The organism is Bradyrhizobium hereditatis (assembly GCF_020329435.1).
Taxonomy (GTDB): domain Bacteria; phylum Pseudomonadota; class Alphaproteobacteria; order Rhizobiales; family Xanthobacteraceae; genus Bradyrhizobium; species Bradyrhizobium hereditatis.
This window is the reverse complement of record NZ_JAGKJK010000004.1, coordinates 348554-370869: the sequence shown is the minus strand read 5'-3', so window position 1 is coordinate 370869 and position 22316 is coordinate 348554. Positions and strand designations below refer to the sequence as shown.

Below are 22316 nucleotides of genomic sequence, written 5' to 3'. Positions count from 1 at the left end.
TTGCTTGATTTTCTTGCCCGCCAGAGTGGTGCGTTCCGAAGGGCTCGCGCTAGATGCTACCCCGCGCCCCCCGGGATATTCCGGTGCCATTGCAGCTCAATGACAAGGCGAGGTACCGCGGTGCGGCAGGACCATCGGGAGACGGATTTTGACCTTTCAGCACACGCGAGGCATTTGCAAACACGGCTCGCGGCCGGGACGGTCAACACGGAACGCCTCGATGAAACGGCCTTCTTTCTGGGTCACGAACACGGTTCTGCCGTCGGGGCCGCCAAAGGTGAGATTGGTCGGCTGCTTTCCCAGTACCAGCACCTGACGCTCCAGCGATCCATCGGGTGCGATTATGGCGATCGTGCCGGCTGAAGGCCGGGCAAGATAAATCCGGCCGTTGACATCGGTCCTCAGGCCGTCGACCTCGAAATCCGCGAACCGCGTGACCAGCCTGGGATCGAGCAATTTGCTGCCGTCGATCCGATAGGCCCAGACCTCTCGCGAATTCGACTCGCTGACGTAAAGCGTCGCGCCGTCCGGACTCAGATCTAGGCCGTTGGTCACGCCGAGACGTCTGGTACTCGACATCACCTCGCCCCGCCCCTTGCCGTCCGCGCTGCGGGTGATCCGCCAGATCTGTCCGCCCGAGGGCGAAGCAAATCGCGGGTCGCTGGCATAGAGCGTGCCGTCCGCCGCGATCGCCAGATCATTCGGCTGGTTGAAGCGATCGGAATGAAAGTAGACCCGCGGCGTGGTGTCGCCGCGTTCGATGACCCAGATGTTGTGCTTCTTGAAATCGGCGATAAACATCCGTCCGTCGCGGTCGAAGCGAATGCCGTTGCCGATGCTGCCTGCAGGAAGCGACGTGAAGAGTTCGGATTGCTGCCCGCCCGACGCAACCTTGCCGGTCGTTCCGCTACGCTGAAAATTTACGACATATAGATTGCCTGACGCGTCGACGGCGGGACCTTCGATGCCGGGCGTATATTCGCCCTCCGGCGTGATCCTCATGCTCGTGAACAGAGGGCCCTCGGCCGAAACGCTCGGGCCTGTGAGAAAAGCGGCGCATGCGATGAGACCGACCGCAACAAGGCCCGCCAGACGGTGGCCTTCTGCCGTCGTCATTGCCAGCTTCCTGCCCGGGGGAGGCGCCGATCGGCTACGTCGTAACGTACGGCTTCTCGCCGTTGCGCTCCGACAGCGTGAATATCTCGACGCCGGTCGCGGTCACGCCGACCGAATGCTCGAACTGCGCCGACAGCGAGCGGTCGCGCGTCACCGCGGTCCAGCCGTCGGACAGGATCTTCACATGCGGCTTGCCGAGATTGATCATCGGCTCGATGGTGAAGAACATGCCGGGCTTGAGCATCACGCCTTCGCCGGGCCGGCCAATATGGATGATGTTGGGCTCATCGTGGAACATGCGCCCGAGGCCGTGGCCGCAGAAATCGCGCACCACGCTCATGCCCTGCAGCTCGACGAAGCTCTGGATGGCATGACCGATGTCGCCGGTGGTGGCGCCGGGCTTCACCGCGGCGATGCCGCGCATCATGGCCTCATAGGTAACTTCGATCAGCCGTTCGGCTTTCCGCGCGATCGGCGCGATCACATACATGCGGCTGGAATCGCCGTACCAGCCGTCCACGATGAGGGTGACGTCGATATTGACGATATCGCCTTCCTTCAGCGCGCGGTCGCCGGGCATGCCGTGGCAGACCACGTGATTGATCGAGGTGCAGGTCGAGTAGCGATAGCCCCGATACATCAGCGTCGCCGGATAGGCGCCATGGCTGAAGGCGAAGTCCCGGACGAATTCGTCGATCCGCGACGTCGGAATGCCCGCGTTGACGACATCGGTGAGCTCATCGAGGCATTTGGCGACCAGCGCGCCCGCCTTGCGCATGCCGGCAAATCCGCTCGCGCCATGCAGCTTGATCTGGCCGGTCTTTCGCAACGAGGTCTCGGTCGCTTCAATATAGCTCATGGGCGGTCATGCTTCGGTGAGAGCGGCAAAGGGTTGATTTGAAGGTCTAATTTAATGATCGAAACGGTCAGTGCAAGCCGAGGTTGGACCGCTGGCTTGCCATAAAAGGCTTGCATCTAGCCGGAAACTTCCACGACGGGCTCGACCGGCAGCGCACCGCGGACACGGATTTCGCGGACCGGATAGGGAACACGGATGCCCTCGCGCTTGAAGGCGTCCCACAGCGCCAGCATCACGTCGCTCTTCACATTGTCCATGCCGTCGGGATCGCCGATCCAGAAGGTCAGCGAAAACTTCATGCCGGCCTCGGCGAATTCGGTGATGATGCAGTTCGGCGGCTTGTTCTTGATGGCACGCGGGGCGGCCGCCGCGACATCGATCGCCAGCTTGCAGACGACGCGCGGATCGGCATCGTAATTGGTGCTGAACAGCACCTTCACCAGCGTGTTCTTGTCGGTATAGGTCCAGTTCACGACCTTCTGGGTCACCAGATCCTCGTTCGGGATCAGGAACTCGCGGCCGTCGCCCGCCGCAACCGAGATATAGCGCGTCTTCATCGCGCTGATTCGCCCTGAATTGTCGCCGATGGTGACGAGGTCGCCGGGTTTCACCGATTTGTCCGCCAGCAGGATGATACCTGAAATGAAGTTGGCGACGATCTTCTGCAGGCCGAGACCAATGCCGACGCCGGCCGCGCCGGTAAAGACCGCCAGCGCCGACAGATTGATGCCGACCGCACCGAGCGCGATGGCGATCGCCACCACCATCAGGCCGATGCGGATAATCTTGACCAGCAGCACCTGAACCGACGGGGTCAGGTCGCTGGCGCGGGTAATCCTGCTTTCGATGAAGTTGGCGGCGATGTTGGTCAGCCACAGCGCCGCGATCAACAATGCGCCAGCCTTGATCAGAAGCAACGGCGTCAGCCGCAAGCCACCGATCTCGATCGCAAACGAGTCGAGCGTTTCCGCTGCCGGCTCGAGCTGGCCAATGATGCTCAGCGCCGCGACGAACCACGCCGTTATCGATACGAGCTTGACGATGAAGGCATTGCGGATCACCGAGGTCACGAGCCGGATCACGAGCCACGCCAGCGCCAGCTTGGCGGCGACCATCAGGAGATAGCTGCGGCTTGGCCACGTCAGGTGATACATCGTGATACGCTCGGCGATCACCAGGACCGCGAACACCGCGGTCGACGCGCTGCCGACCAGCACGCGGACGAAATGCCGAAGCGGCAGCGGCCAACGCATCGCCAGCGACGTCATGTCGACCCGCGCGCGGATCGCCGCATCCGCCGCATAGGCGATGCCGGCGGCGGTCAGGATCAGCCCAAACTGCAGATAGAACCAGGGCGAGGTGACCTCTGCACCGACCGATCGCGCAGTCGATTGCAGAAACTCGATGATTTCCTTCGGGGCCATGTCCATCGGCAAAATCTCGTCGGGCGGAGCGCAGGCAAATTTTATTCGAGCTGTGGGCAGATTTCCACAAACGGGGCGGGCGGACCATCGATACATGGGCCGGCGCTGTCAGTTAAGCCCTCAAAGTAGGGCACATTGCCACCGTCGCAGAAATGGGTTGGCGTTCAACTGTGGCAACGATAAGGATGCAATTGCAAGTATTTGCGACGATTGCGGAGGTTCATGGCTTCTCTCGACTCGGTTAGCATCGCCATCTTCCTGGGCGCCGTTCTGGTGATGGCGGGCATCCTGTCGAGCCTGCTCGCGCTGCGGTTCGGGGCGCCGCTGCTGCTGGTGTTTCTCCTGATCGGCATGCTGGCTGGGGATGCCGGGCCGGGCCAGCTCAGCTTCGATGACGTCCGCACTACCTATCTGGTGGGGTCGGTGGCGTTGGCGCTGATCCTGTTCGATGGCGGCCTACGGACCAGGTTTCAAAGCATTCGTACGGTGCTGGCGCCCTCCATGGTGCTGGCGACGATCGGCGTGCTGCTGACCGCGCTCATCACCGCGCCGGCTGCCAGATACGTCCTCGACCTGAACTGGACCGAGTCCTTGCTGGTCGGCGCCGTCGTGGCATCTACGGACGCGGCGGCGGTATTTCTGCTCGTGCATACGCAGGGCCTGCGGCTGCGGCCCCGGGTTGGGGCAACGCTGGAAGCGGAGTCCGGGACCAACGATCCGTTCGCGATCTTCCTCACGCTGATGCTGGTGGAGTTCATTTCGATCGGCAAAAGCTCACCCGGACATGTCGCATTCGAACTCGCCCGCGAAGGCCTGCTCGGTGCCTTCGTCGGAGTGATCGGTGGCCGGGTGGTGGTGCTGGCGCTGAACCGCATGGCGCTGCCGCAGGGGTTGCATGCGCCCTTTGTCACGACGGCCGCCCTGGTGATTTTCGGCATGGCGCAGATCGCACATGCCTCGGGCTTCCTCGCGGTCTATCTCGCCGGCATCATTGTCGGCAACCGGCCGACCCGCGCGCATAATTCGGTGATCACCTTTCTCGATGCCGCGACCTGGCTGGCGCAGATCGTGATGTTCGTGCTGCTCGGGTTGCTCTCGTCGCCGCAGCGTCTGTTGGACAGCGTGGGGCCGGCGGTGATCGTGGCGCTGGTGCTGATGCTGGCGGCGCGGCCGCTTGCGGTGATCCTGTGCCTCGTGCCGTTCCGCTTCAACTGGCGCGAAAAAATCTTCATCGCCTGGACCGGCCTGCGCGGCGCGGTCGCGATCTTTCTCGCCTCGATCCCGATGCTGATTGGATTGCCGAAGGCCTACCTCTATTTCGACGTCGCCTTTGTCGTCGTCATCATCTCGCTGTTGCTGCAGGGCTGGACACTGGCGCCGGCGGCGCGGTGGCTGCATGTGGCGCTGCCGCGCTCCGACCGCGGTCCGCGACGCGTCGAGCTCGACCTGCCCGGCCAGCTCGAGCAGCAACTGGTCGGTTATCCGGTGCGGCCAAAGAGCCTCTACTTCCGACGCGGTCTGCTGCCGTCCTGGTCAAAGCCGACGCTTGTGATCCGCGACGAGCGAATTCTCTCGCCCGCGGAGGCCGACCCCGTGGCTGCCGGAGACTATCTCTATCTGCTGGCGCCGCCGGAAAAGGCCGAGGCGCTGGATCGCTTCTTCGTCGACATGGCGCCAAGCTCGGCGCCCGATCCGCATCTGCTCGGCGATTTCATGGTGTCAGGCGAGCACACGCTCGGCGAACTGGCTGATATCTACGGCGTTTCCGTCGCGGAAGAGCAGGCGAAGCTGACGCTGGCGGATTATTTCGACATTCACCTCGACCATGCGCCGAAGGAAGGCGCCGAACTGGCGCTGGATCCCATCGTGCTGGTCGCACGCAATATCGGCGGCGGACGGGTCAATGTGGTCGGCCTGCGGTTGCCGGAAGAAGAGGAAGTGGTCGCGCCGCTGACGCGCATGCAGAGGGCGAGGCGCAAGCTGGCTGAGATCTGGGCATCGGTAGCCGGCGTTTGAGCGCGGTCCGTGGCTTACGCCACCGACGCCTGACTCGACGCGGCGCGCTGTGCCGGAATTACTCCTCCAGGGTAAATCCAACCCGCAAGATGACCTGGTAGTGGCGAACCGAGCCGTTTTCGATATCGCCCCTGGTTTGCACGACTTCGAACCATTTCATTTCGCGAATGGTTTTTGATGCGCGGGCGATGGCGTTCTGAATGGCATCCTCGATACTTTTTTCGGAAGACCCTGCGAGATCCAGGATCTTGTACACGTGATCCTTCGTTCCGGCGGTACCTGGCATAGCTAACCTCCGTTGCGGCAATCGGTGCTCAAGTCTGAACGAGTTATCGACCTCCCCAGTTCCATGACTTTCTCCCGACTTGAGCATCCCGGTGGCCGCCGCGCGACCGAAAGGCTCTTCGTGCGATCCATCGCAGCACAGCCGGCATGCACTACGCAGCCGGTCCAGCGCATTTTCTGCTGTTGAGGAAACGGCGAACTGTCATTAGCTTAGCCGAAAGCAGTCGATGACCTCAGGTGGAAACGCAAGGAGAGACACAACAATGTCCGGCCCCTCTGACGAACAGCTCGGCTTTGCGCCCGATTACGATTCTCCCATTCCCTACATGCAGCGGACCCGCGACTATTACGCGGCGATCGGCTACACCACGCCCTACCGCTGGGCGCATTATGTCGATGCGCCGTTCCAACCGCTGAAAAAGCCGCTCGCACAATCGCGCGTCACCATCATCACGACGGCCGCGCAGTATGATCCGACCAAGGGCGATCAGGGCCCGGGTGCGCCGTACAATGGCAGCGCCAAGTTCTACAAGGTCTATGACGGCGATACGTCGAAGCAGCATGATTTGCGGATCTCGCACATCGGCTATGACCGCAAGCACACCACCGCGACCGACAGCGGTACCTGGTTTCCATTGCCGCAGCTTCTGAAGGCCGCGGCCGCGGGGCGGATCGGCGAAGTGGCGCCGCGCTTCTTTGGCGCGCCGACCAACCGTAGCCACCGCGTCACCATCGACATCGACGCGCCCGACATCCTCGCCCGCTGCCTCGCCGACAAGGTCGATGCCGCCGTGATCGTGCCGAACTGCCCTGTCTGTCATCAGACCTCAGCGCTGGTGGCACGCCATCTTGAAGCCAACGGTATTGCTACCGTGGTGATGGGCTGCGCCAAGGATATCGTCGAATATGCCGCCGCGCCGCGCTTTTTGTTCTCGGACTTCCCGCTCGGCAACTCCGCCGGCAAGCCACATGACGTGGAGTCGCAGGCCCTGACGCTGGAGCTGGCGCTGCGTCTATTGGAGTCCGCGCCCGGCGCGCGCACCACGATGCAATCGCCGCTGCGCTGGAGCGAGGATGCGTCCTGGAAGCTCGACTACAACAACATCTCGCAGATGAGCCCGGAAGAGCTGGCGCGGCGCCGTGCCGAGTTCGACAAGCAGAAGGAGATCGCGCGCGGCAACCGGGCGGCGTGACACCACCGCGCGCTCCGCGCACAGGCACGGCAAGTAGAAAAGAGCAGCGATTTCGGAGTATGCCCCTTTGACCCGACCGTTCGAAGGCGTGAAGATTCTCGACTTCACGCAGGTGCTGGCCGGCCCATATGCGAGCTATCAACTCGCGCTGCTCGGGGCTGACGTCATCAAGGTAGAACGGCGTGAGGGCGAGGACATGCGACGTACGCCGCTCAGCCGCGAATGGGCCGAGCGCGGCCTTGCGCCGGGCTGGCAGGCGATCAACGGCAACAAGCGCAGCCTGACGCTCGACCTCTCGAAGCCGGAAGCGATAACCATTGTCAAGCAGCTCGCAGCCCAAGCCGACGTGGTGATGGAGAATTTCCGGCCCGGCGTGATGGATAGGCTCGGCATCGGCTATGCCGCGCTGTCGGCAATCAATCCGCGGCTGATCTATTGCGCCATTTCCGGCTTCGGCCAGACCGGGCCGGGCCGATCGGGCGCCGGCTATGACGGCAAGATCCAGGCATTGTCAGGCATCATGTCGATCACCGGCCATCCCGAGACCGGACCGACCCGGGCGGGCTTTGCGGTTTGCGACGTGCTGTCGGGGGCTACCGCAGCGTTCGGCGTGTCGAGCGCGCTATTCCAGCGCACCCATACCGGCAAGGGCCAGCTGGTTGACGTCTCCATGCTCGAGGCGACGCTGGCGTTCCTGTCCGGACAGGTGGCGGACTATTCGGTGGCCGGCCACCGCCAGCAGCTTTCCGGCAATCAGGCCGTCAGCCGCCGGCCCACCGCCAATCTATTCAAGGCCGGCGACGGTTATCTGCTGCTCGCCGTCAACAGCGAGAAGCAATACCAGGCGCTGATGACGACGCTGGGCCGTGCCGATGTGCTGGAGGACCCGCGCTTCGTCGACTGGTTTGCGCGGCAGGAGAACGAGAAGGCTTTGCGGGCCATCATCGAGGAGGCGCTCTCGAAGAAGGACCCGCGGGAGTGGGAGACTATCCTGGAGGCCGCGGGCGCGCCCTGCGCCAGCATCTGGAAGGTCGAGGAGGTGATCGATCACCCGCAAACATTGGCGCGCGGCGCCATCCAGGAGATCGATACGCCCTATGGTCGGCTGCGCTTTGCCGGCACTGGCTTTCAGCTCGCCCATGGCGGCGGAAGGCTCGACCGCATGGCGCCCGCACTCAGCGCCCACACCGAGGAGGTGCTGGCTTCGCTCGGCTATGACGCAGGCGCGATCGCGGAACTGCGGGCCCGCGAGGTGGTCTAGCGGTAGCTGAGGCAGGTCGTCTGGTTCCTGTCCCGTTTTGAGCAGGCCGGCGCATGGCGACCCTGCGCCAAGAAGCTTTGAGCCGCAGGGCTTACCGTCTAAAAGAACGCCTTTCCCGCTTCCAGAAGGACAGATCATGCCCGCCTACCGTTCCCGCACCACGACCCATGGCCGCAACATGGCGGGCGCCCGCGGCCTCTGGCGCGCCACCGGCATGAAGAACGAGGACTTTGGCAAGCCGATCATTGCGGTGGTCAATTCTTTCACCCAGTTCGTGCCCGGCCACGTGCACCTGAAGGATCTCGGCCAGCTCGTCGCGCGCGAAATCGAGAAGGCGGGCGGCGTCGCCAAGGAGTTCAACACCATCGCCGTCGATGACGGCATCGCGATGGGCCATGACGGCATGCTCTACAGCCTGCCGTCGCGCGAAATCATCGCCGATAGCGTCGAGTACATGGTCAATGCGCATTGCGCCGACGCCATGGTCTGCATCTCCAACTGCGACAAGATCACGCCGGGCATGTTGATGGCGGCGCTACGCATCAACATCCCGACCGTGTTCGTCTCGGGCGGGCCGATGGAATCGGGCAAGGTCAACCTCAAGGGCAAGATCCGCGCGGTCGATCTGATCGACGCCATGGTCGCCGCCGCCGATACCAACGTCAGCGACGCCGATGTGGAGGTGATCGAGCGCTCGGCCTGTCCGACCTGCGGCTCGTGCTCGGGCATGTTCACCGCTAATTCCATGAACTGCCTCACCGAGGCGCTGGGGCTGGCGCTGCCGGGCAACGGCTCGATCCTGGCGACGCATGCCGACCGCAAGGGGCTGTTCGTCGAGGCCGGCCACCTGATCGTCGATCTGGCGCGGCGCTATTACGAGCAGGATGACGAAACCGCGCTGCCGCGCACGATCGCCAGCTTCAAGGCGTTCGAGAATGCCATGACGCTCGATATCGCGATGGGCGGCTCGACCAATACCGTGCTGCATCTCCTGGCCGCTGCCCATGAAGGGCAGGTGCCGTTCACGATGCAGGACATCGACCGCCTGTCGCGCCGGGTGCCTGTGCTCTGCAAGGTGGCGCCGTCGGTGGCGGACGTGCATCTGGAAGACGTCCACCGCGCCGGCGGCGTGATGGCGATCCTCGGCGAGCTCGATCGTGCCGGCCTGCTCAACCGCGGCCTGCCGATGGTTCACTCCAGGACGTTGGAGGACGCGCTTGGCCGTTGGGACATCGTCCGCACCAAGAGCGAAAGCGTCCGCAAATTCTTCATGGCGGCGCCGGGCAATGTGCCGACCCAAGTCGCGTTCAGCCAGGAGCGCCGCTTCGAGGAGCTCGACACCGATCGTGCGACGGGCTGCATCCGCGACGTTGCGCATGCGTTCTCCAAGGATGGCGGCCTTGCTGTGCTGTCCGGCAATCTCGCGCTCGACGGCTGCATCGTGAAGACCGCCGGCGTCGACGAGAGCATTTTGAAGTTCGAGGGCCCGGCGCGGATCTTTGAGAGCCAGGACGCGGCGGTCGAAGGCATTCTGGGCGGCAAGATCAAGGCCGGCGATGTCGTCGTGGTGCGCTACGAGGGTCCGCGCGGCGGCCCCGGCATGCAGGAGATGCTGTACCCGACCAGCTATCTGAAATCGATGGGGCTCGGAAAGGTCTGCGCGCTGATCACCGACGGCCGCTTTTCCGGCGGCTCCTCGGGCCTGTCGATCGGCCACATCTCGCCGGAAGCCGCCGAAGGCGGTCTGATCGGCCTCGTCGAGGACGGCGATCTCATCAAGATCGACATCCCGGCGCGTTCGATCAGCCTCGCGGTCGATGATGGCACGCTGGCGAAGCGCCGCGAGGCCATGCTGGCCCGCGGGGCGGACGCCTGGAAGCCCGCCCAGAAGCGCAAGCGCAACGTGACGACGGCGCTGAAGGCCTATGCGGCGCTGACCACGAGCGCCGCCCGCGGCGCAGTGCGGATCGTGCCGGAGTGAGATTCAAGCCGTCGATCGTAGGATGGGTGGAGCGGTAGCGATACCCATCAATTCCGGTGTCCATGGCGATGGGTATCGCTGCGCTCCACCCATCCTACGAAACTAATCCGATGATGCTTACGTCAGAACCTTGACGCCACCGAGCGCGGTCACCCGGCCGCGCTTGAGCATCACGATCTGCGTCGCGAGCTGGCGTAGCTCGGCGGCGTCGTGGCTGACATAGACCATCGGAATGCCCTCGTCGCGCAGTCGGACCAGATAGGGCAGGATTTCCTCCTTGCGGCCCTCGTCAAGCGATCCCAACGGTTCATCGAGCAGCAGCAGGCGCGGCTTTGATAACAGCGCGCGGCCGAGCGCGACGCGCTGGCGCTCGCCGCCGGAGAGCCGGCCGGGGCGACGATCGAGCAGGCTGCCGATATCGAGCAAATCAGTGATGCGGCTGAACTGCGCGGGGTCCGCCGTGACGCGATTCATCTGCCGGCCGTAATCGAGATTTTGCCGCACGTTGAGATGCGGAAACAATCGCGCATCCTGAAATACGTAGCCGATCCGGCGCCGGTGCGGCGGCACGTGCACGCCTGCCGAGGTGTCGTCGAGCGTTTCATCATCGAGCGCAATGACGCCACGGTCGGGCCGCAGCAGGCCGGCGATCATGTTGATCAGCGAGGTCTTGCCGGCGCCGGACGCACCGAACAGCCCGGTGACGCGGCCCTGGCTTTCGAATTTGGCTTCGAGCGAGAACTCGCCGAGCTGTTTGGTGACGTCGACCCGTAGCACGGTCAGTTTCCGTGCAGGCGTCTGGTGGCGCGCCGCGCGAACCATTCGGAGGCGATCAGCGCGCCCATTGAGATCACGGTGGAAACGACAACCAGCCGCATGGCTGCGGCGTCACCGTCTGGCGTCTGGATCAACGAATAGATCGCGGACGAGATAGTCTGAGTCTCGCCCGGAATGTTGGAGACGAAGGTGATGGTGGCGCCGAACTCGCCGATCGCCTTGGCGAAGCCGAGCACCATGCCGGCGAGAACGCCGGGCAGCGCCAGCGGTAGTGTGACGGTCGCAAATACCTGCCATGGCGCGGCGCCGAGCGTGCTGGAGGCTTGCTCGAGCCGGCGGTCAATTGCCTCGATCGAAAGCCGGATCGGCCGCACCAGTAGCGGAAACGACATCACGCCGCAGGCGAGCGCAGCGCCGGTCCAGCGAAACGCGAACACGATGCCGAGGTTGTCGGCAAGCCACGCGCCGACCAGGCCGCGGCGGCCGAAGGTCAATAGCAGGAGATAGCCGGTCACGACCGGCGGCAGCACCAGCGGCAGGTGCACCAGCGCATCGACAACGGGCTTGCCCCAGAACTCACGCCGCGCCAATAGCCATGCCAACGCGATCCCGAACGGCGTCGCCACCAGCGTTGCAATGACGGCCACCCGCAGCGACAGCAGGATGGCCGTCCATTCGGCGGGCGAGATATCGAGCATCAGGTCGACGGGCTGACGAGAAACTTGAAGCCGTATTTCTCGAGGATGTTCTTCGCAGCGGTCGAGCGGAGGAAGGCGAGATAGTTCGCTGCCTCCGGCTTCGCTGCCATCGTCGCCGCAACCGGATAGATGATGGCGGGATGGGAATCGGCCGGAAAGGTGCCGACGATCTTGACACCGGGTTCGATCCTGGCGTCGGTGGAATAAACGATGCCGAGCGCAGCTTCACCGCGCGCCACCAGCGTCAGCGCTGCGCGCACGCTTTCGGCCATCGCGAATTTCGGCTCGGCGGCCTGCCATGCACCGAGCTTTTCCAGGGCCGCTTTGGCATATTTGCCGACGGGAACGGATTTGACATCACCGGTCGCGATCCGGCCGCCGCCCGCGAGTTTCGCAAGATCAAAGCCAGAGCCGATGCTGACGTTCTCAATCTTGGAGTCCTTCGGCGCGATCAGAACGATGGTGTTGCCGAGCAAGTTGACCCGGCTCGACTCGCTGATGGTCTTCCTGGCGATCGCGTAGTCCATCCAATCGGTATCGGCGGAGATGAACACGTCGGCCGGCGCGCCCTGTTCGATCTGCCGCGCCAGCCCTGAACTCGGACCGTAGCTGACGGTGATCTTGGTGCCGGTCTTCGCGGTGTAGGCGGCATCGATTTCGTCGAGCGCATTCTTCATCGAGGCCGCGGCGAACACGGTCAGGGCCTTGTCCTGCGCGGTCGCGGGGGCCGCTGCAAACAATGCGGCAAAGGTCAGAAAAAGGCCGGCAAGGCGATTCATCGGGCGCTCCATGCGTGTTGCGGGCGACGGATTCCGCGCGCAAAAAACAGGCGTTGGTTGGATGGGGCGACCGTCGGAAGCGCCGTTCCGGTATTCCCCGAAGGACTTGCGGTCGATCGGGTATGTCGCCAGCCCTGACAATAATCAGGTTGGAGAAGGAGGTAAAGTCGGCTGCATCGTCTTGCAAGATGCAGCCGGGTCCCGTCAGTGATGATGGTGACGCTTGTGGCCGCTGCCGTAACCCCGCAATTCCGCATATTTCGTCATCTGCGATGGGGTCAGGATGCCCCCGGTCGATAGGTGATATTTCAAATGGGTTTCGCGCAGCATTCCCTGCGTCACGGCGACGGCCGCGGTGGACGTCTTCAGGCTTTCCGGCGTGACGGTGCGGGTCGCAAATTGCCTGTCCAGTTCGGCCTCCTGCTCGATCAGCTTCGCGCCCAGTGGCATCGCCTCGGCCTTCATGGAATCGAACAGGCGCTGCATGCTGGCGCGTTGATCCGCGGAGAGTTCGAGCTTGTCGGCAAGTTCGAGGACGTGTAGCGGCCCTGGATACCCGTTCAGCTCGGCGGCAAGTGCCAGACCCATGCCGCGGCCGGCGTTCAGGTCCGCGATTTGCTGATCGGAAAGTGCCTTGATCGAGCGCGACTGCATCCCGGCATACGGAGTTTGTGCGTGCACGCTGGTGACGAAAGCGATGGATATAATCAAGGGCCAAATCTTCATCGGTGTTCTCCGGCTGGCTGTTCGTTGCATCATCGGTGTTTCACATCAGGTGCGTTCAGCACCGCTTTGCACGCCGGCGGAAGGTCCGCCATGGTCATCGGCGGCTTCGGCTTGGGCGGCACTTTCGGCGGTTTGGGATGCAGAACGGCATCGCTGAACCAGTAGGCGAGATCGCCGGCGCTGCAGCCTTCACCTTCGTTCGGTTCGGGCTGGCTCTCGCAGTCGCTGGCGCCGGGCGGACATCTGATGCGGATGTGGAAATGATAGTCGTGGCCGTACATCGGCCGCACCTTGTGCAGCCAGTGTCGATCGCCGCGTGCTTCCCGGCACAGCGCCTTCTTGATCGCGGCATTGACGAAGATGCGCTGCACGCTCGGCTCCAGCGCCGCCGCGCGGATCACCGCGAGATGGGTTGGCGTCCAGGTGTGCGGATCGATATCGAGCCGGTCGGCGCGCACCATCATCACCGCCGACATCTCCTCGCGCTCGTTACGCGATAGTTGCCGGTTCGGCATCGGCGTCAGCCAGATGTCGGCATCGAGCCCGACCTGATGGCTGGCATGCCCGGTGAACATCGGCCCGCCGCGCGGCTGCGACATGTCGCCGACCAAGATGCCGGGCCATCCTGCATCCCTGTGCGCCCTGGCGGCCAGCCGTTTGATCAGTGCGACCAGGTCGGGATGACCCCAATAGCGGTTGCGCGACAGCCGCATCACCTGCCAATTGTCGCCGTTGATCGGGAGCCCCTCCGCGCCTGCGATGCAGCCATGGGCATAGAAACCGAATACACGTGTCGGCATCGCCGCCGGCAGCACCTTGCGGCCGAACAACTCCTTGGCGGCGATCTTGGGATCATTGGGGTTGGCGAGCGGCGGCAGCGGCTTAGGGTTGACCGTGCCCTTGTCCTGCGTCCATGCGCTTGCGGCATTGGCGGCGGTCATCAGGGCGATGAGCGGAATCAGAATCAGGCGAGGGTTCATCGGATCACTCTGTTCGCGCAAAACCTAGCATGAAATCGGCAGGAGGGAATAAGCGCTGCACACGCCAATGCCAAGTCCATCCAAGAATCCGCGCAACACGCGAACCATCACCACTCATCCGGCGGTCTATTGCAGCTCGATGTTGGCCGATTTGATCACCGCAGCCCATCGGTCGATTTCCTCGCGCATATAGGCCGACGTCTTGTCGACCGGACCGCCGAAAATCACGGCGGATAATTTCTTGAGCTGATCGCGTATTTCGGGTTGGCGTAACGCCTCGTTTACATCGGCATTGATTTTGTCGACGATGTGTTTCGGCGTCTTGGGCGGCGCCACGATGCCATACCAGGCGACCGCTTCGAAACCCGGCAGCGTTTCGGCGATCGTCGGCACATTCGGCAGCGCCGGGAGCCGCTCGGACGAGGCCACGGCGAGCAATTTCAGCTTGCCCGCTTGCACGAGTGCCAACGAGACGCCGAGATTGTCGAACATGACGTCGACGTCTCCGGCGACTAGCCCCTGCAGGGCAGGCGCCGAGCCGCGATAGGGAACATGCCGCAGCTTCACCTTCGCCATCAGCTGAAACAGCTCCGATGTCAGATGAGAGGTCGTGCCGTTGCCCTGCGTGGCGCCGATGGTCTTGGCGGAATTGGCCTTCAGATACTCGATGAATTCAGGCACGCTCGATGCCTTGATACTGTTCGGATTGACGATCAGCGCGTTGGGTACCTGGGCCATCACGATAACAGGCTCAAACTTCGTCGGATCGAAGCCGAGCCTCGGGTACAGATTGTGATTGATGACGAGCGGCGGCGGAGGCGATGAGAGCAAGGTGTAGCCGTCGGGCGCCGAATGAAACACCTGTTCGGCGCCGATGTTTCCTGCAGCGCCGGTGCGGTTTTCGATCACTACCGGTTGCCTCCATTTGCGGGAGAGCCAGTCCGCGACAATCCGCGGGATAGCATCGGCCGTTCCTCCTGCCGGGAAGGGCACGACGATCTTCACGGTACGGTCCGGATAGTCGGCAGCCACTGCGTGCGCTTGAAAATGCGCGGATAAAGTTAGAATCAGCGGCAGCAGCAGTTTACGGCCGGCGGCAAGTAGAGCTGGCATGGAGCCGTTCATTGAAACTCCTCCCGCTGTCCTCCATCCGGCCAGAGCTATCGGCCGGCACTTGTGTTTGCAGCGATGAAGGATAACTTGAACGAGCAAGCTTCCGAAGCATTTTTCGCGTGGGGGTGATGACGCAGCCGCAGCTTAGTGTTGTAATCGTCGGAGGCGGAATCGGCGGATTGTTTGCCGCAAACGCGCTGATCGCGCACGGCTTCAATGTTTCGGTCTATGAGCAGGCACCTGCGCTTGGCGAGGTCGGGGCAGGGGTATTTCTGACGCCTAACAGCGTGCGGCAATTGCAACGGGTGGGCCTCGGCGATCAGGTGGAAAGATGGGGCGCCAGAGTGGGTACCGCGTCCCACTATTTCCGCCACGATGGTGCGCCCATCGCGCCGGTGCAGGTGACGGATTCGGCGGGCTGGAACGCGACGTTCGGCATGCATCGCGCAGACCTCGTCGAAATTCTGGCCGATGCACTGCCGCCCTCCGTGGTTCGCACGGGCCATCGCGCCACAGGTTTTGAGCAGGCCGACGAGGTTGCGCGCGTCACATTCGCCAACGGCGTCGTCGCCGAGGGCGACGTTGTCATCGCTGCGGATGGCATCCATTCGGAGCTCCGGCGCTTTGCGGCGCCGCCGTCCCGGCCGGTATTTCATGGGTCCGTCGCCTATCGCGGCGTGCTGCCGCATCAGCGCATTCCGCGCTGGCCGACCGACCGCTGGCAGATGTGGCTGGGCAAGGGAAAACATTTCCTCAGCTTTCCGGTTCGATCGGGCGAGCTGATCAATTATGTCGGCTTCGTGCCGGCCGACGCGGAAATGAAGGAATCCTGGTCTGCGCCTGGAGATCCCGACGTGCTTCGCCGCGAATTCGAGGGCTGGGACCCGCGCATCGGCGCGTTGTTGAGCGAAGTCGACAAGACGTTCCGATGGGCCCTGTACGACCGCGAGCCGCTGCCGACCTGGACGCGCGGTCGATTGACGCTGCTTGGCGATGCCGCGCATCCGATGCTGCCGCATCTCGGCCAGGGCGCCAACCAGTCGATCGAGGACGGCATGGCGCTGGCAACAATTCTGTCGCTGATATCGCGCGGCAATGTACCGGCCGCGCTATTGGCTTATGAGCGGCTGCGGCGCGAACGGGTGGCGGCGGTGCAGCGCGGCGCGCGTGAAAATGGCATGCGCTATGACTCATCCTACGCCGATCTCGGCGTTCGCGATGCCGAGATATCAGCCCATGCAGCATTCCGCAGGCGGCTTTACGATCACGATGTTGTACCGGAAGCTCAGGCCGCGGCAGCTTCCCTGCGATTGGCTTAACTGGGCAATAACCCTGCCTGTTATCGATACGTGTTCACACGCATCGCATGGCGTTTCGCGCATTCCTTGTACAGTGATGATGCGTGTCGCCCGCCATTACACAGGCGCGGCGATTCTGCCACGTGAATTTGCGATTTGCGCCGGCCCCTTCAAACAACGACACACGCAGAGCGTGTGGTTGCATTTCTCGCAGATGCACTCGGTCGCGCGAAGGGCCAGTTTCATCGACAAGAGATACTATTTTTTCAGAGACTTATCCGAAAACTTTGCACGCAGAGTGCGAGTAGAGCGGAGCTATGCCGAAGAAGCCAAGAACATTCAGAAAGCCGAAGCAAGCGGCGCCTGTCCGCTTTCCCGGCCGGCCAGCAAAGCCCGCACCGAAACTGTCGGCCAGCGATCAGCAAGCAAGCGGCGAGATCGCGAGCAAGCCCACCGCGCTCGAAGCTGCTCTTGCCGAAGCGCGCAAATCGCACGAGCGCTTGCGGCAGGCGATCGACATTCTACCGCAAGGCATGGTGTTTCTCGATGCCGACGGCCGCTACATTCTCTGGAACAAGAAATACGCTGAGATGTACAGCCGCAGTGCGGATCTGTTCAAGCCGGGCGTGCGGCTGGAGGACACGATCCGCGTCGGCGTTGCGCGCGGCGATTACCCGGAAGCGATCGGCCGCGAGGAGGAATGGATCGCCGCGCGACTCAAGAAGCTGTTTGCACCGGGCGAGCGGCATGAGCAGACGCTGGCCGATGGCCGTGTCATCCTGATCGACGAGCGCCTGACCGAGGATGGCGGCATCATCGGCCTGCGCATCGATATCACCGAGCTGAGGCAGCGCGAGGCGTCGTTCCGCCTGCTGTTCGACAGCAATCCGGTTCCGATGATCGTCTGCGCGCTGGGCGACGAGCGGATTCTCGCCGTCAATGACGCCGCGATCGAGCATTACGGTTACAGCCGCAGCGAATTCGAGAAACTCACGATCCGCAACCTGCAGGCCTTCGACGTCGAGCCGCCATGGGCGGCCGAGTATGCCGGCGAAGAGCGCGCGGCGCGCGCATGGAAGCATGTCAGGGCCGACGGCGCGCTGATTGATCTTGCGATCTATTCACGCCAGCTCGTTTACGGCGATCGACCGGCGGTGCTGCTGGCGCTGATGGACACCACCGAACGCAAACGCGCCGAGGCGCGGCTGACCTTCATGGCCCAGCATGACGCTCTCACCGGATTGCCTAACCGCAACCTGCTGCGCCAGCAGATGGATGACATACTGCTGCGATCGCGCCGCAGCGCGGAGAAGGCGGCGGTTCTGGTGCTCGGTCTCGACCATTTCAAGGCGATCAACGACACGCTCGGCCACGGCGTTGGCGACAAGCTACTGCGCGGCGTCGGCAAGCGATTGCAATCGATGCTGCGCGAAGACGATGCGCTGGCCCGGCTCAATTCCGACCAATTCGCCATCGTCCAAAGCGGGGTGACGCGGCCCGAGGATGCGGTGTTTCTGGCGCGGCGCCTTTTGGATGCGATCGGCGATTCCTATCTTATCGACGGGCATTCCGTCGTGATCGGTGCCAGCATCGGCATTGCGATATCGCCGGGCGACGGCGACGAATCCGAGAAGCTTCTGAAGAACGCTGACCTCGCATTGTCGCGGGCGAAAAACGATTCCCGCGGCACGTTCTCGTTCTTCGAGGCCGGAATGGACGCGCGGGCCCAGACCCGCCGCAAGATCGAAACCGAATTGCGCGAGGCCGTCCGGAGCGACGCGCTGCGCCCATATTACCAGCCGCTGGTCGATCTCTCGAGCGGGCGTATCACCGGCTTCGAGGCGCTGGTGCGCTGGCCGCATCCCGAGCGCGGCATGATCTCACCGGCCGAATTCATCCCCGTTGCGGAGGAGACCGGGCTCATCAATGCCATCGGCGGATTGATGCTGCGCCGCGCCTGCACTGACGCGGCGCAATGGCCCGACGACGTCCGCGTGGCGGTCAATCTGTCACCGCTGCAGTTCCGCGTCGGCAATCTTCTGTCGCTCGTGATAGAGACGCTAAAGCAATCCGGCCTGCCGGCAAAACGCCTCGAGCTTGAGATCACGGAGACGCTGCTGCTGGAGAAGAGCAGCGAGGTGTTGGCGACGCTGCATGCGCTGCGCGCGCTCGGCGTTCGCATCTCGATGGACGATTTCGGCACCGGCTATTCCAGCCTGAGCTACCTGCGCAGTTTCCCATTCGACAAGATCAAGATCGACCAATCCTTTGTGCGCGACCTCGCCGCCAATCCCGACGCACAGGCGATCGTGCGTTCGATCATCAGCCTCGGCAAGGGGCTGGGCGTCACCATCACGGCGGAGGGGGTCGAGACCGAGGCCGAGGTCAACTGCCTGCGCAACGAGGGCTGTCACGAGGGACAGGGATTTCTGTTCAGCCGCGCGCGGCCGAATGCGGAGATCGTGAGCCTGTTGAAGACGCAGGGCAACTGGAGCACGCCGGCGGGCGCGGCGCTGGTGGCGTGAGGTTGCGCCACTTTCGCAGCCGTCATTGCGAGCGCAGCGAAGCAATCCATGCCTCCGCGCATGTGGAGAGATGGATTGCTTCGCGGAGCCTATCGTCCGGCGGCGCTTCGCGCCGACTGGGTGGTTCGCAATGACGGCGGAGGCTATTTACGCCGCTCAGACTTCCGCTTCCTTGCATGATAAGTCAGCGCCAGCGCGATGCAGTGGCGCAGCGCTTTTTCCGGCAACTTCTCGCCGGCGTCGAGCAGGATGCTGCGGTTGCCGCCATAGCGCAGTTCCGGATAGAGCTCGCGAAAGGTCTCGACGAGATCCGTCTGGCAGTGAAAATACACCGCATAGCGGCCGGCTTCCGCCTTCACCTGATCGATCCGTATCGTGCTGCCGCTCTTGCTCTCGCTCGTCAGATAGCTCGGCTGGCCCCACTTCAGCGTCTCTTCCAGGGCGCCGACGCCCGAGGTCGTTTTTGCCGTGTCGAAAATCAGCTTGCGCAGCGCCAGCAGCTTCGCCCTGACCTGACCGGGATAGGCGCCGAAGACCGCGTCGACTGCGGACGCCGGCAGATTTACACGCTTCCCGCCCGGGGCAGCGATCTTTCGTGCTTTTGCCATCGCAACCTGTCGGTGTGGTTCGGTGGAAAGACTAGTGCGTAATCCACCAAAATGCATAAAATGACAAGGTATACTGAAGGCCGCCACCTCAAATGAATTCTTATCCTGAAGCGCCGATGACGCCTACGCCGAAGTACGCCCGGTTTTCGCGCCGCTTTCGCGGAATTGTGCTCGACTGGATGATCCTCATGGCAATCCTCTTCGGTGCGCTGGCGCTGGCGAGCACGGTGCGAGACGACAATTTCTCCCGCGCGCTTGGAATTCTGGTGATAGCGGGGCTCTTGCTGTACGAGCCAGTTCTGGTGTCGTTCACCGGAAGCACGCTCGGGCACTATCTCACCAATCTGCGCGTTGTCGATGAGCGCAGCGGCGGCAATGTCAGTTTCCTCAAGGCCTGTGCCCGTGTCGTGATCAAGGGTGTGCTCGGCCTGTATTCGTTCGTTACTTTGGCGGCGACACACCGCAACCAAGCGGTTCACGATCTCCTGACGAAGTCGACTGTGCAGATTCGGGATCCGGCGAAGGCGTTGCCCGGCCAGTATGTCAACGAGCGCAACGGTACGGCAGACACCAGCCTGCCGTCCCGGTGGCGGCGCGTTGCCACGATCGGCGCGTATCTGGTGCTGATGTTCGTCGCGTACACCGCCGTGCTGATGAGCCTCAACGAAGCCGGCATCATGTCCAGTGCCTGTATGCGCAATGCCAGCCAATGTTCGGCCGGCGAGCGGCTTTTCGACGCTGGGGCGGCCGTCCTGCTTCTGTTGCTGACGGCCCTGATCATCGCGCGTGGCTGGAAGGGCAGATTGTTCGGCGCACGCAAGGCGCGCTAACTGATCCGACCAGGCTCGGTGCCGCGCGGTTATTCATCGCGATTTCAGCGCGTCTTGACACAGGGCCGTTGCCGGCATCCGGGAGCAGAATGCAAGCCGCGGAACAGAAACGAAAGACTACTTCCTACGCGCGGTCTTGCGCGCGCCCGACCGTGACGGCGTCTTGCGGGCGCTGGATCGCGTCGTCTTGCGCGCGCTGGACCTTGCCGCTGCCTTTCGCTTCCGCGTCGCGGCTGCCTTCTTCGCCGAGCGGGATCGCGCCGCCGCCGGCCGGCGTGCCGCCGCCTTGCCGCCGCGCGGGCCGCCGATCCGGCCGCCCTTCTTCGCCGCGACATTGGTGTCCTTCACACCGCGGCCGGAGCCGCTCAAGTTGCCGCCGCCGGTCTCCTTGTTGACGGTCGCCCAGGCGCGCCGCTCGGCTTCCTTCTTGCCGGTGCCGCGCTTCTCGTAGCCTTCTTCGATGTGCTCGGCCTTGCGCCTCTGCTTGTTCGTGTAGCTCGATTTGTCACCGCGAGGCATGTCGTATCTCCCTCGTAGTTGCGGTTGCCGAAAAAGCAACGCACGCCTTGCAACGGGGTTCCGTTTCGGGCCTTTCACGCGGAGCCCGAGGCAATCTCACCGCGCTGTCGGCGGCCCCTCGAGATTGCCTGACAGGATCGCCTTGCCGGCATCTTCGTAGTGCGCGTCGCGGCCCTGGATCTGCTGTGCGATGGCATGCATGTCGCGAAAGCGGCGCTCGAACTTGTTCGCGTTGAACACGGCCGTGGCGCCGGCCATGTGGTAGGCGGCGTCCACCACGGCGGCCGATTGATGGATGGTCCAGGTCGCGGCCAGGCGCAGCGCGATGCGATGGGCTTCGGTGATCTCTGCACCCTGCGATAGATCGCGCCAAACTTCCGCGGCGGCGGAATAGAGATAAGCGCGGGTGGCACACAGTTGGGCCTCGGTGCGGCCGATCAGGCCCTGTACGGCACTATTGTCGCGCATCGCTTTCAGCGCTTGCGGAGTCTTGGCGCGCGCGAGGTCGATGGCCGCATCGAGGGTGGCGCGGGCGACGCCGAGCGAGGTTGCCGCAAAGCCCATGCTGAAGACCATGTTGGTGGACAGCTTGTACAAAGGCCCGTTCTCGCGCCGGGCCTCGGGTTCGTCACGCAGCGCTGCAAATTTCTCTGGTATGAAGAGGTTGTCGACCGAATAGGAATCTGTGCCGGTGCCCCGCAGGCCGATCACGTCCCAGACATCGTAAAGCGTGGCGCTGGTCACTGGAAACAGGATGGTGCGGATTTCCGGCGAACCGTCCGCCTTGCGTCGCGGCGTGCCGTCGGCCTCGACGACGCGGACATGGGCGCCGAGCCAGCTCGCCTGTCGCACACCGGAGGCAAAATCCCAGCGCGCGCTGGCTCTATAGCCACCCGGGACCGCCTGAACTTCATGGTTGATCGCGCCCCAGGCCAAGATGCCGGGCGCGACGTTGAATATCTCGTTGGCGGCGTCGGGATCGAGATAGGCTGCCGTCATGGCGCAAACGCTGCACTGGCCGAGGCACCATGCGGTTGACGCGTCGGCCTTAGCGACTTCCTCCTGCATCTGCATGAAGGTTTCGAGCGGCACTTCGGCACCGCCAAAACGCTTCGGCAGCAGCGCCCGATAAAGCCCATTCTCGATCAGCGCTGATGTCACCGCTGATGTCAGTCGCCGCGTCCGCTCGATTTCGTCGGCCTCGCGCATGATCAGGGGGCTGAGCGCGCGGGCGCGCTCCACGAGATCGACGCCCGGATGCCTGTTCATGCGCTTCCCCGCCTGCTCTTGTTCTTTGCTTTGCCGCGATGGTGACTTATCCGTCATCG

20 protein-coding genes are annotated in these 22316 nt (G+C 63.4%); 7 read left to right on the top strand and 13 right to left on the bottom strand.

Annotated features, from left to right (window positions below; genetic code table 11):
- Nucleotides 1-156: 156 nt before the first annotated feature.
- The 3 genes from J6524_RS12005 to J6524_RS11995 form a co-directional block, all read right to left on the bottom strand.
- Entirely contained in the window at nt 157-1116 is a 960-nt protein-coding gene (locus J6524_RS12005) for an SMP-30/gluconolactonase/LRE family protein (RefSeq protein WP_312002378.1), read from the bottom strand.
- A gap of 34 nt (nt 1117-1150) precedes the next feature.
- A complete protein-coding gene (gene map, locus J6524_RS12000) occupies nt 1151-1975 on the bottom strand; it encodes a type I methionyl aminopeptidase (RefSeq protein WP_225670696.1) in 825 nt (274 codons plus the stop codon).
- 116 nt (nt 1976-2091) lie between these two features.
- Nucleotides 2092-3405 carry a mechanosensitive ion channel family protein gene (locus J6524_RS11995; RefSeq protein ID WP_225670694.1) on the bottom strand — a complete coding sequence of 438 codons (1314 nt, stop codon included), beginning with the start codon at nt 3403-3405 and terminating at the stop codon, nt 2092-2094.
- A 216-nt stretch (nt 3406-3621) separates the two neighbouring features.
- Between J6524_RS11995 and J6524_RS11990 the strand changes: the two genes are divergently transcribed.
- Nucleotides 3622-5415 (top strand): potassium/proton antiporter, encoded by a 1794-nt coding sequence (locus J6524_RS11990; RefSeq protein ID WP_225670692.1) that lies wholly within the window; start codon nt 3622-3624, stop codon nt 5413-5415.
- Nucleotides 5416-5473: 58 nt separating this feature from the next.
- Here J6524_RS11990 and J6524_RS11985 read toward each other — a convergent pair whose 3' ends face one another.
- The gene (locus J6524_RS11985; protein ID WP_225670690.1) at nt 5474-5701 is read right to left on the bottom strand and encodes a dodecin; all 228 of its coding nucleotides are present in this window, start codon (nt 5699-5701) and stop codon (nt 5474-5476) included.
- Nucleotides 5702-5963: 262 nt separating this feature from the next.
- Between J6524_RS11985 and J6524_RS11980 the strand changes: the two genes are divergently transcribed.
- The 3 genes from J6524_RS11980 to ilvD all read left to right on the top strand — a co-directional run bounded on the left by J6524_RS11980 (nt 5964) and on the right by ilvD (nt 10135).
- Complete coding sequence (locus J6524_RS11980; RefSeq protein WP_225670688.1) at nt 5964-6893, top strand: glycine reductase; 930 nt, start codon at nt 5964-5966, stop codon at nt 6891-6893.
- A 67-nt stretch (nt 6894-6960) separates the two neighbouring features.
- Nucleotides 6961-8154 (top strand): CaiB/BaiF CoA transferase family protein, encoded by a 1194-nt coding sequence (locus J6524_RS11975; RefSeq protein WP_225670686.1) that lies wholly within the window; start codon nt 6961-6963, stop codon nt 8152-8154.
- Between the two features lie 136 nt (nt 8155-8290).
- On the top strand, nt 8291-10135 hold the full coding sequence (gene ilvD / locus J6524_RS11970) for a dihydroxy-acid dehydratase (protein ID WP_225670684.1): 1845 nt from the start codon (nt 8291-8293) through the stop codon (nt 10133-10135).
- Between the two features lie 117 nt (nt 10136-10252).
- Here the strand turns inward: ilvD and modC are convergent, their stop codons facing one another.
- The 6 genes from modC to J6524_RS11940 all read right to left on the bottom strand — a co-directional run bounded on the left by modC (nt 10253) and on the right by J6524_RS11940 (nt 15220).
- Nucleotides 10253-10912 (bottom strand): molybdenum ABC transporter ATP-binding protein, encoded by a 660-nt coding sequence (gene modC / locus J6524_RS11965; protein WP_225670683.1) that lies wholly within the window; start codon nt 10910-10912, stop codon nt 10253-10255.
- A gap of 2 nt (nt 10913-10914) precedes the next feature.
- Nucleotides 10915-11610, bottom strand: coding sequence for a molybdate ABC transporter permease subunit (modB, locus tag J6524_RS11960; protein ID WP_225670681.1), 696 nt, complete (start codon nt 11608-11610; stop codon nt 10915-10917).
- Entirely contained in the window at nt 11610-12389 is a 780-nt protein-coding gene (gene modA, locus J6524_RS11955) for a molybdate ABC transporter substrate-binding protein (protein ID WP_225670679.1), read from the bottom strand. The genes modB and modA overlap by 1 nt, the downstream gene beginning before the upstream one ends.
- 204 nt (nt 12390-12593) lie before the next feature.
- Complete coding sequence (locus tag J6524_RS11950) at nt 12594-13115, bottom strand: Spy/CpxP family protein refolding chaperone (protein WP_225670677.1); 522 nt, start codon at nt 13113-13115, stop codon at nt 12594-12596.
- A 29-nt stretch (nt 13116-13144) separates the two neighbouring features.
- Entirely contained in the window at nt 13145-14095 is a 951-nt protein-coding gene (gene mepA / locus J6524_RS11945) for a penicillin-insensitive murein endopeptidase (RefSeq protein WP_225670675.1), read from the bottom strand.
- Between the two features lie 126 nt (nt 14096-14221).
- Nucleotides 14222-15220, bottom strand: coding sequence for a Bug family tripartite tricarboxylate transporter substrate binding protein (locus J6524_RS11940; protein ID WP_225670673.1), 999 nt, complete (start codon nt 15218-15220; stop codon nt 14222-14224).
- A 116-nt stretch (nt 15221-15336) separates the two neighbouring features.
- Between J6524_RS11940 and J6524_RS11935 the strand changes: the two genes are divergently transcribed.
- Nucleotides 15337-16527 carry an FAD-dependent monooxygenase gene (locus J6524_RS11935; protein ID WP_225670671.1) on the top strand — a complete coding sequence of 397 codons (1191 nt, stop codon included), beginning with the start codon at nt 15337-15339 and terminating at the stop codon, nt 16525-16527.
- A gap of 296 nt (nt 16528-16823) precedes the next feature.
- Nucleotides 16824-19031, top strand: coding sequence for a sensor domain-containing protein (locus J6524_RS11930; protein WP_225670669.1), 2208 nt, complete (start codon nt 16824-16826; stop codon nt 19029-19031).
- Between the two features lie 143 nt (nt 19032-19174).
- Here the strand turns inward: J6524_RS11930 and J6524_RS11925 are convergent, their stop codons facing one another.
- Nucleotides 19175-19639, bottom strand: a complete 465-nt coding sequence (locus J6524_RS11925; RefSeq protein WP_225670668.1) for a DUF1801 domain-containing protein — start codon at nt 19637-19639, stop codon at nt 19175-19177.
- A 92-nt stretch (nt 19640-19731) separates the two neighbouring features.
- On the opposite strand from J6524_RS11925, the gene J6524_RS11920 reads away from it, so the two are divergent.
- The gene (locus tag J6524_RS11920) at nt 19732-20469 is read left to right on the top strand and encodes an RDD family protein (protein WP_225670666.1); all 738 of its coding nucleotides are present in this window, start codon (nt 19732-19734) and stop codon (nt 20467-20469) included.
- A 117-nt stretch (nt 20470-20586) separates the two neighbouring features.
- Here J6524_RS11920 and J6524_RS11915 read toward each other — a convergent pair whose 3' ends face one another.
- Nucleotides 20587-20988, bottom strand: a complete 402-nt coding sequence (locus tag J6524_RS11915; protein WP_225670664.1) for a hypothetical protein — start codon at nt 20986-20988, stop codon at nt 20587-20589.
- Nucleotides 20989-21084: 96 nt separating this feature from the next.
- Nucleotides 21085-22257 carry an acyl-CoA dehydrogenase family protein gene (locus tag J6524_RS11910; protein WP_225670662.1) on the bottom strand — a complete coding sequence of 391 codons (1173 nt, stop codon included), beginning with the start codon at nt 22255-22257 and terminating at the stop codon, nt 21085-21087.
- Nucleotides 22258-22316 lie beyond the last annotated feature (59 nt).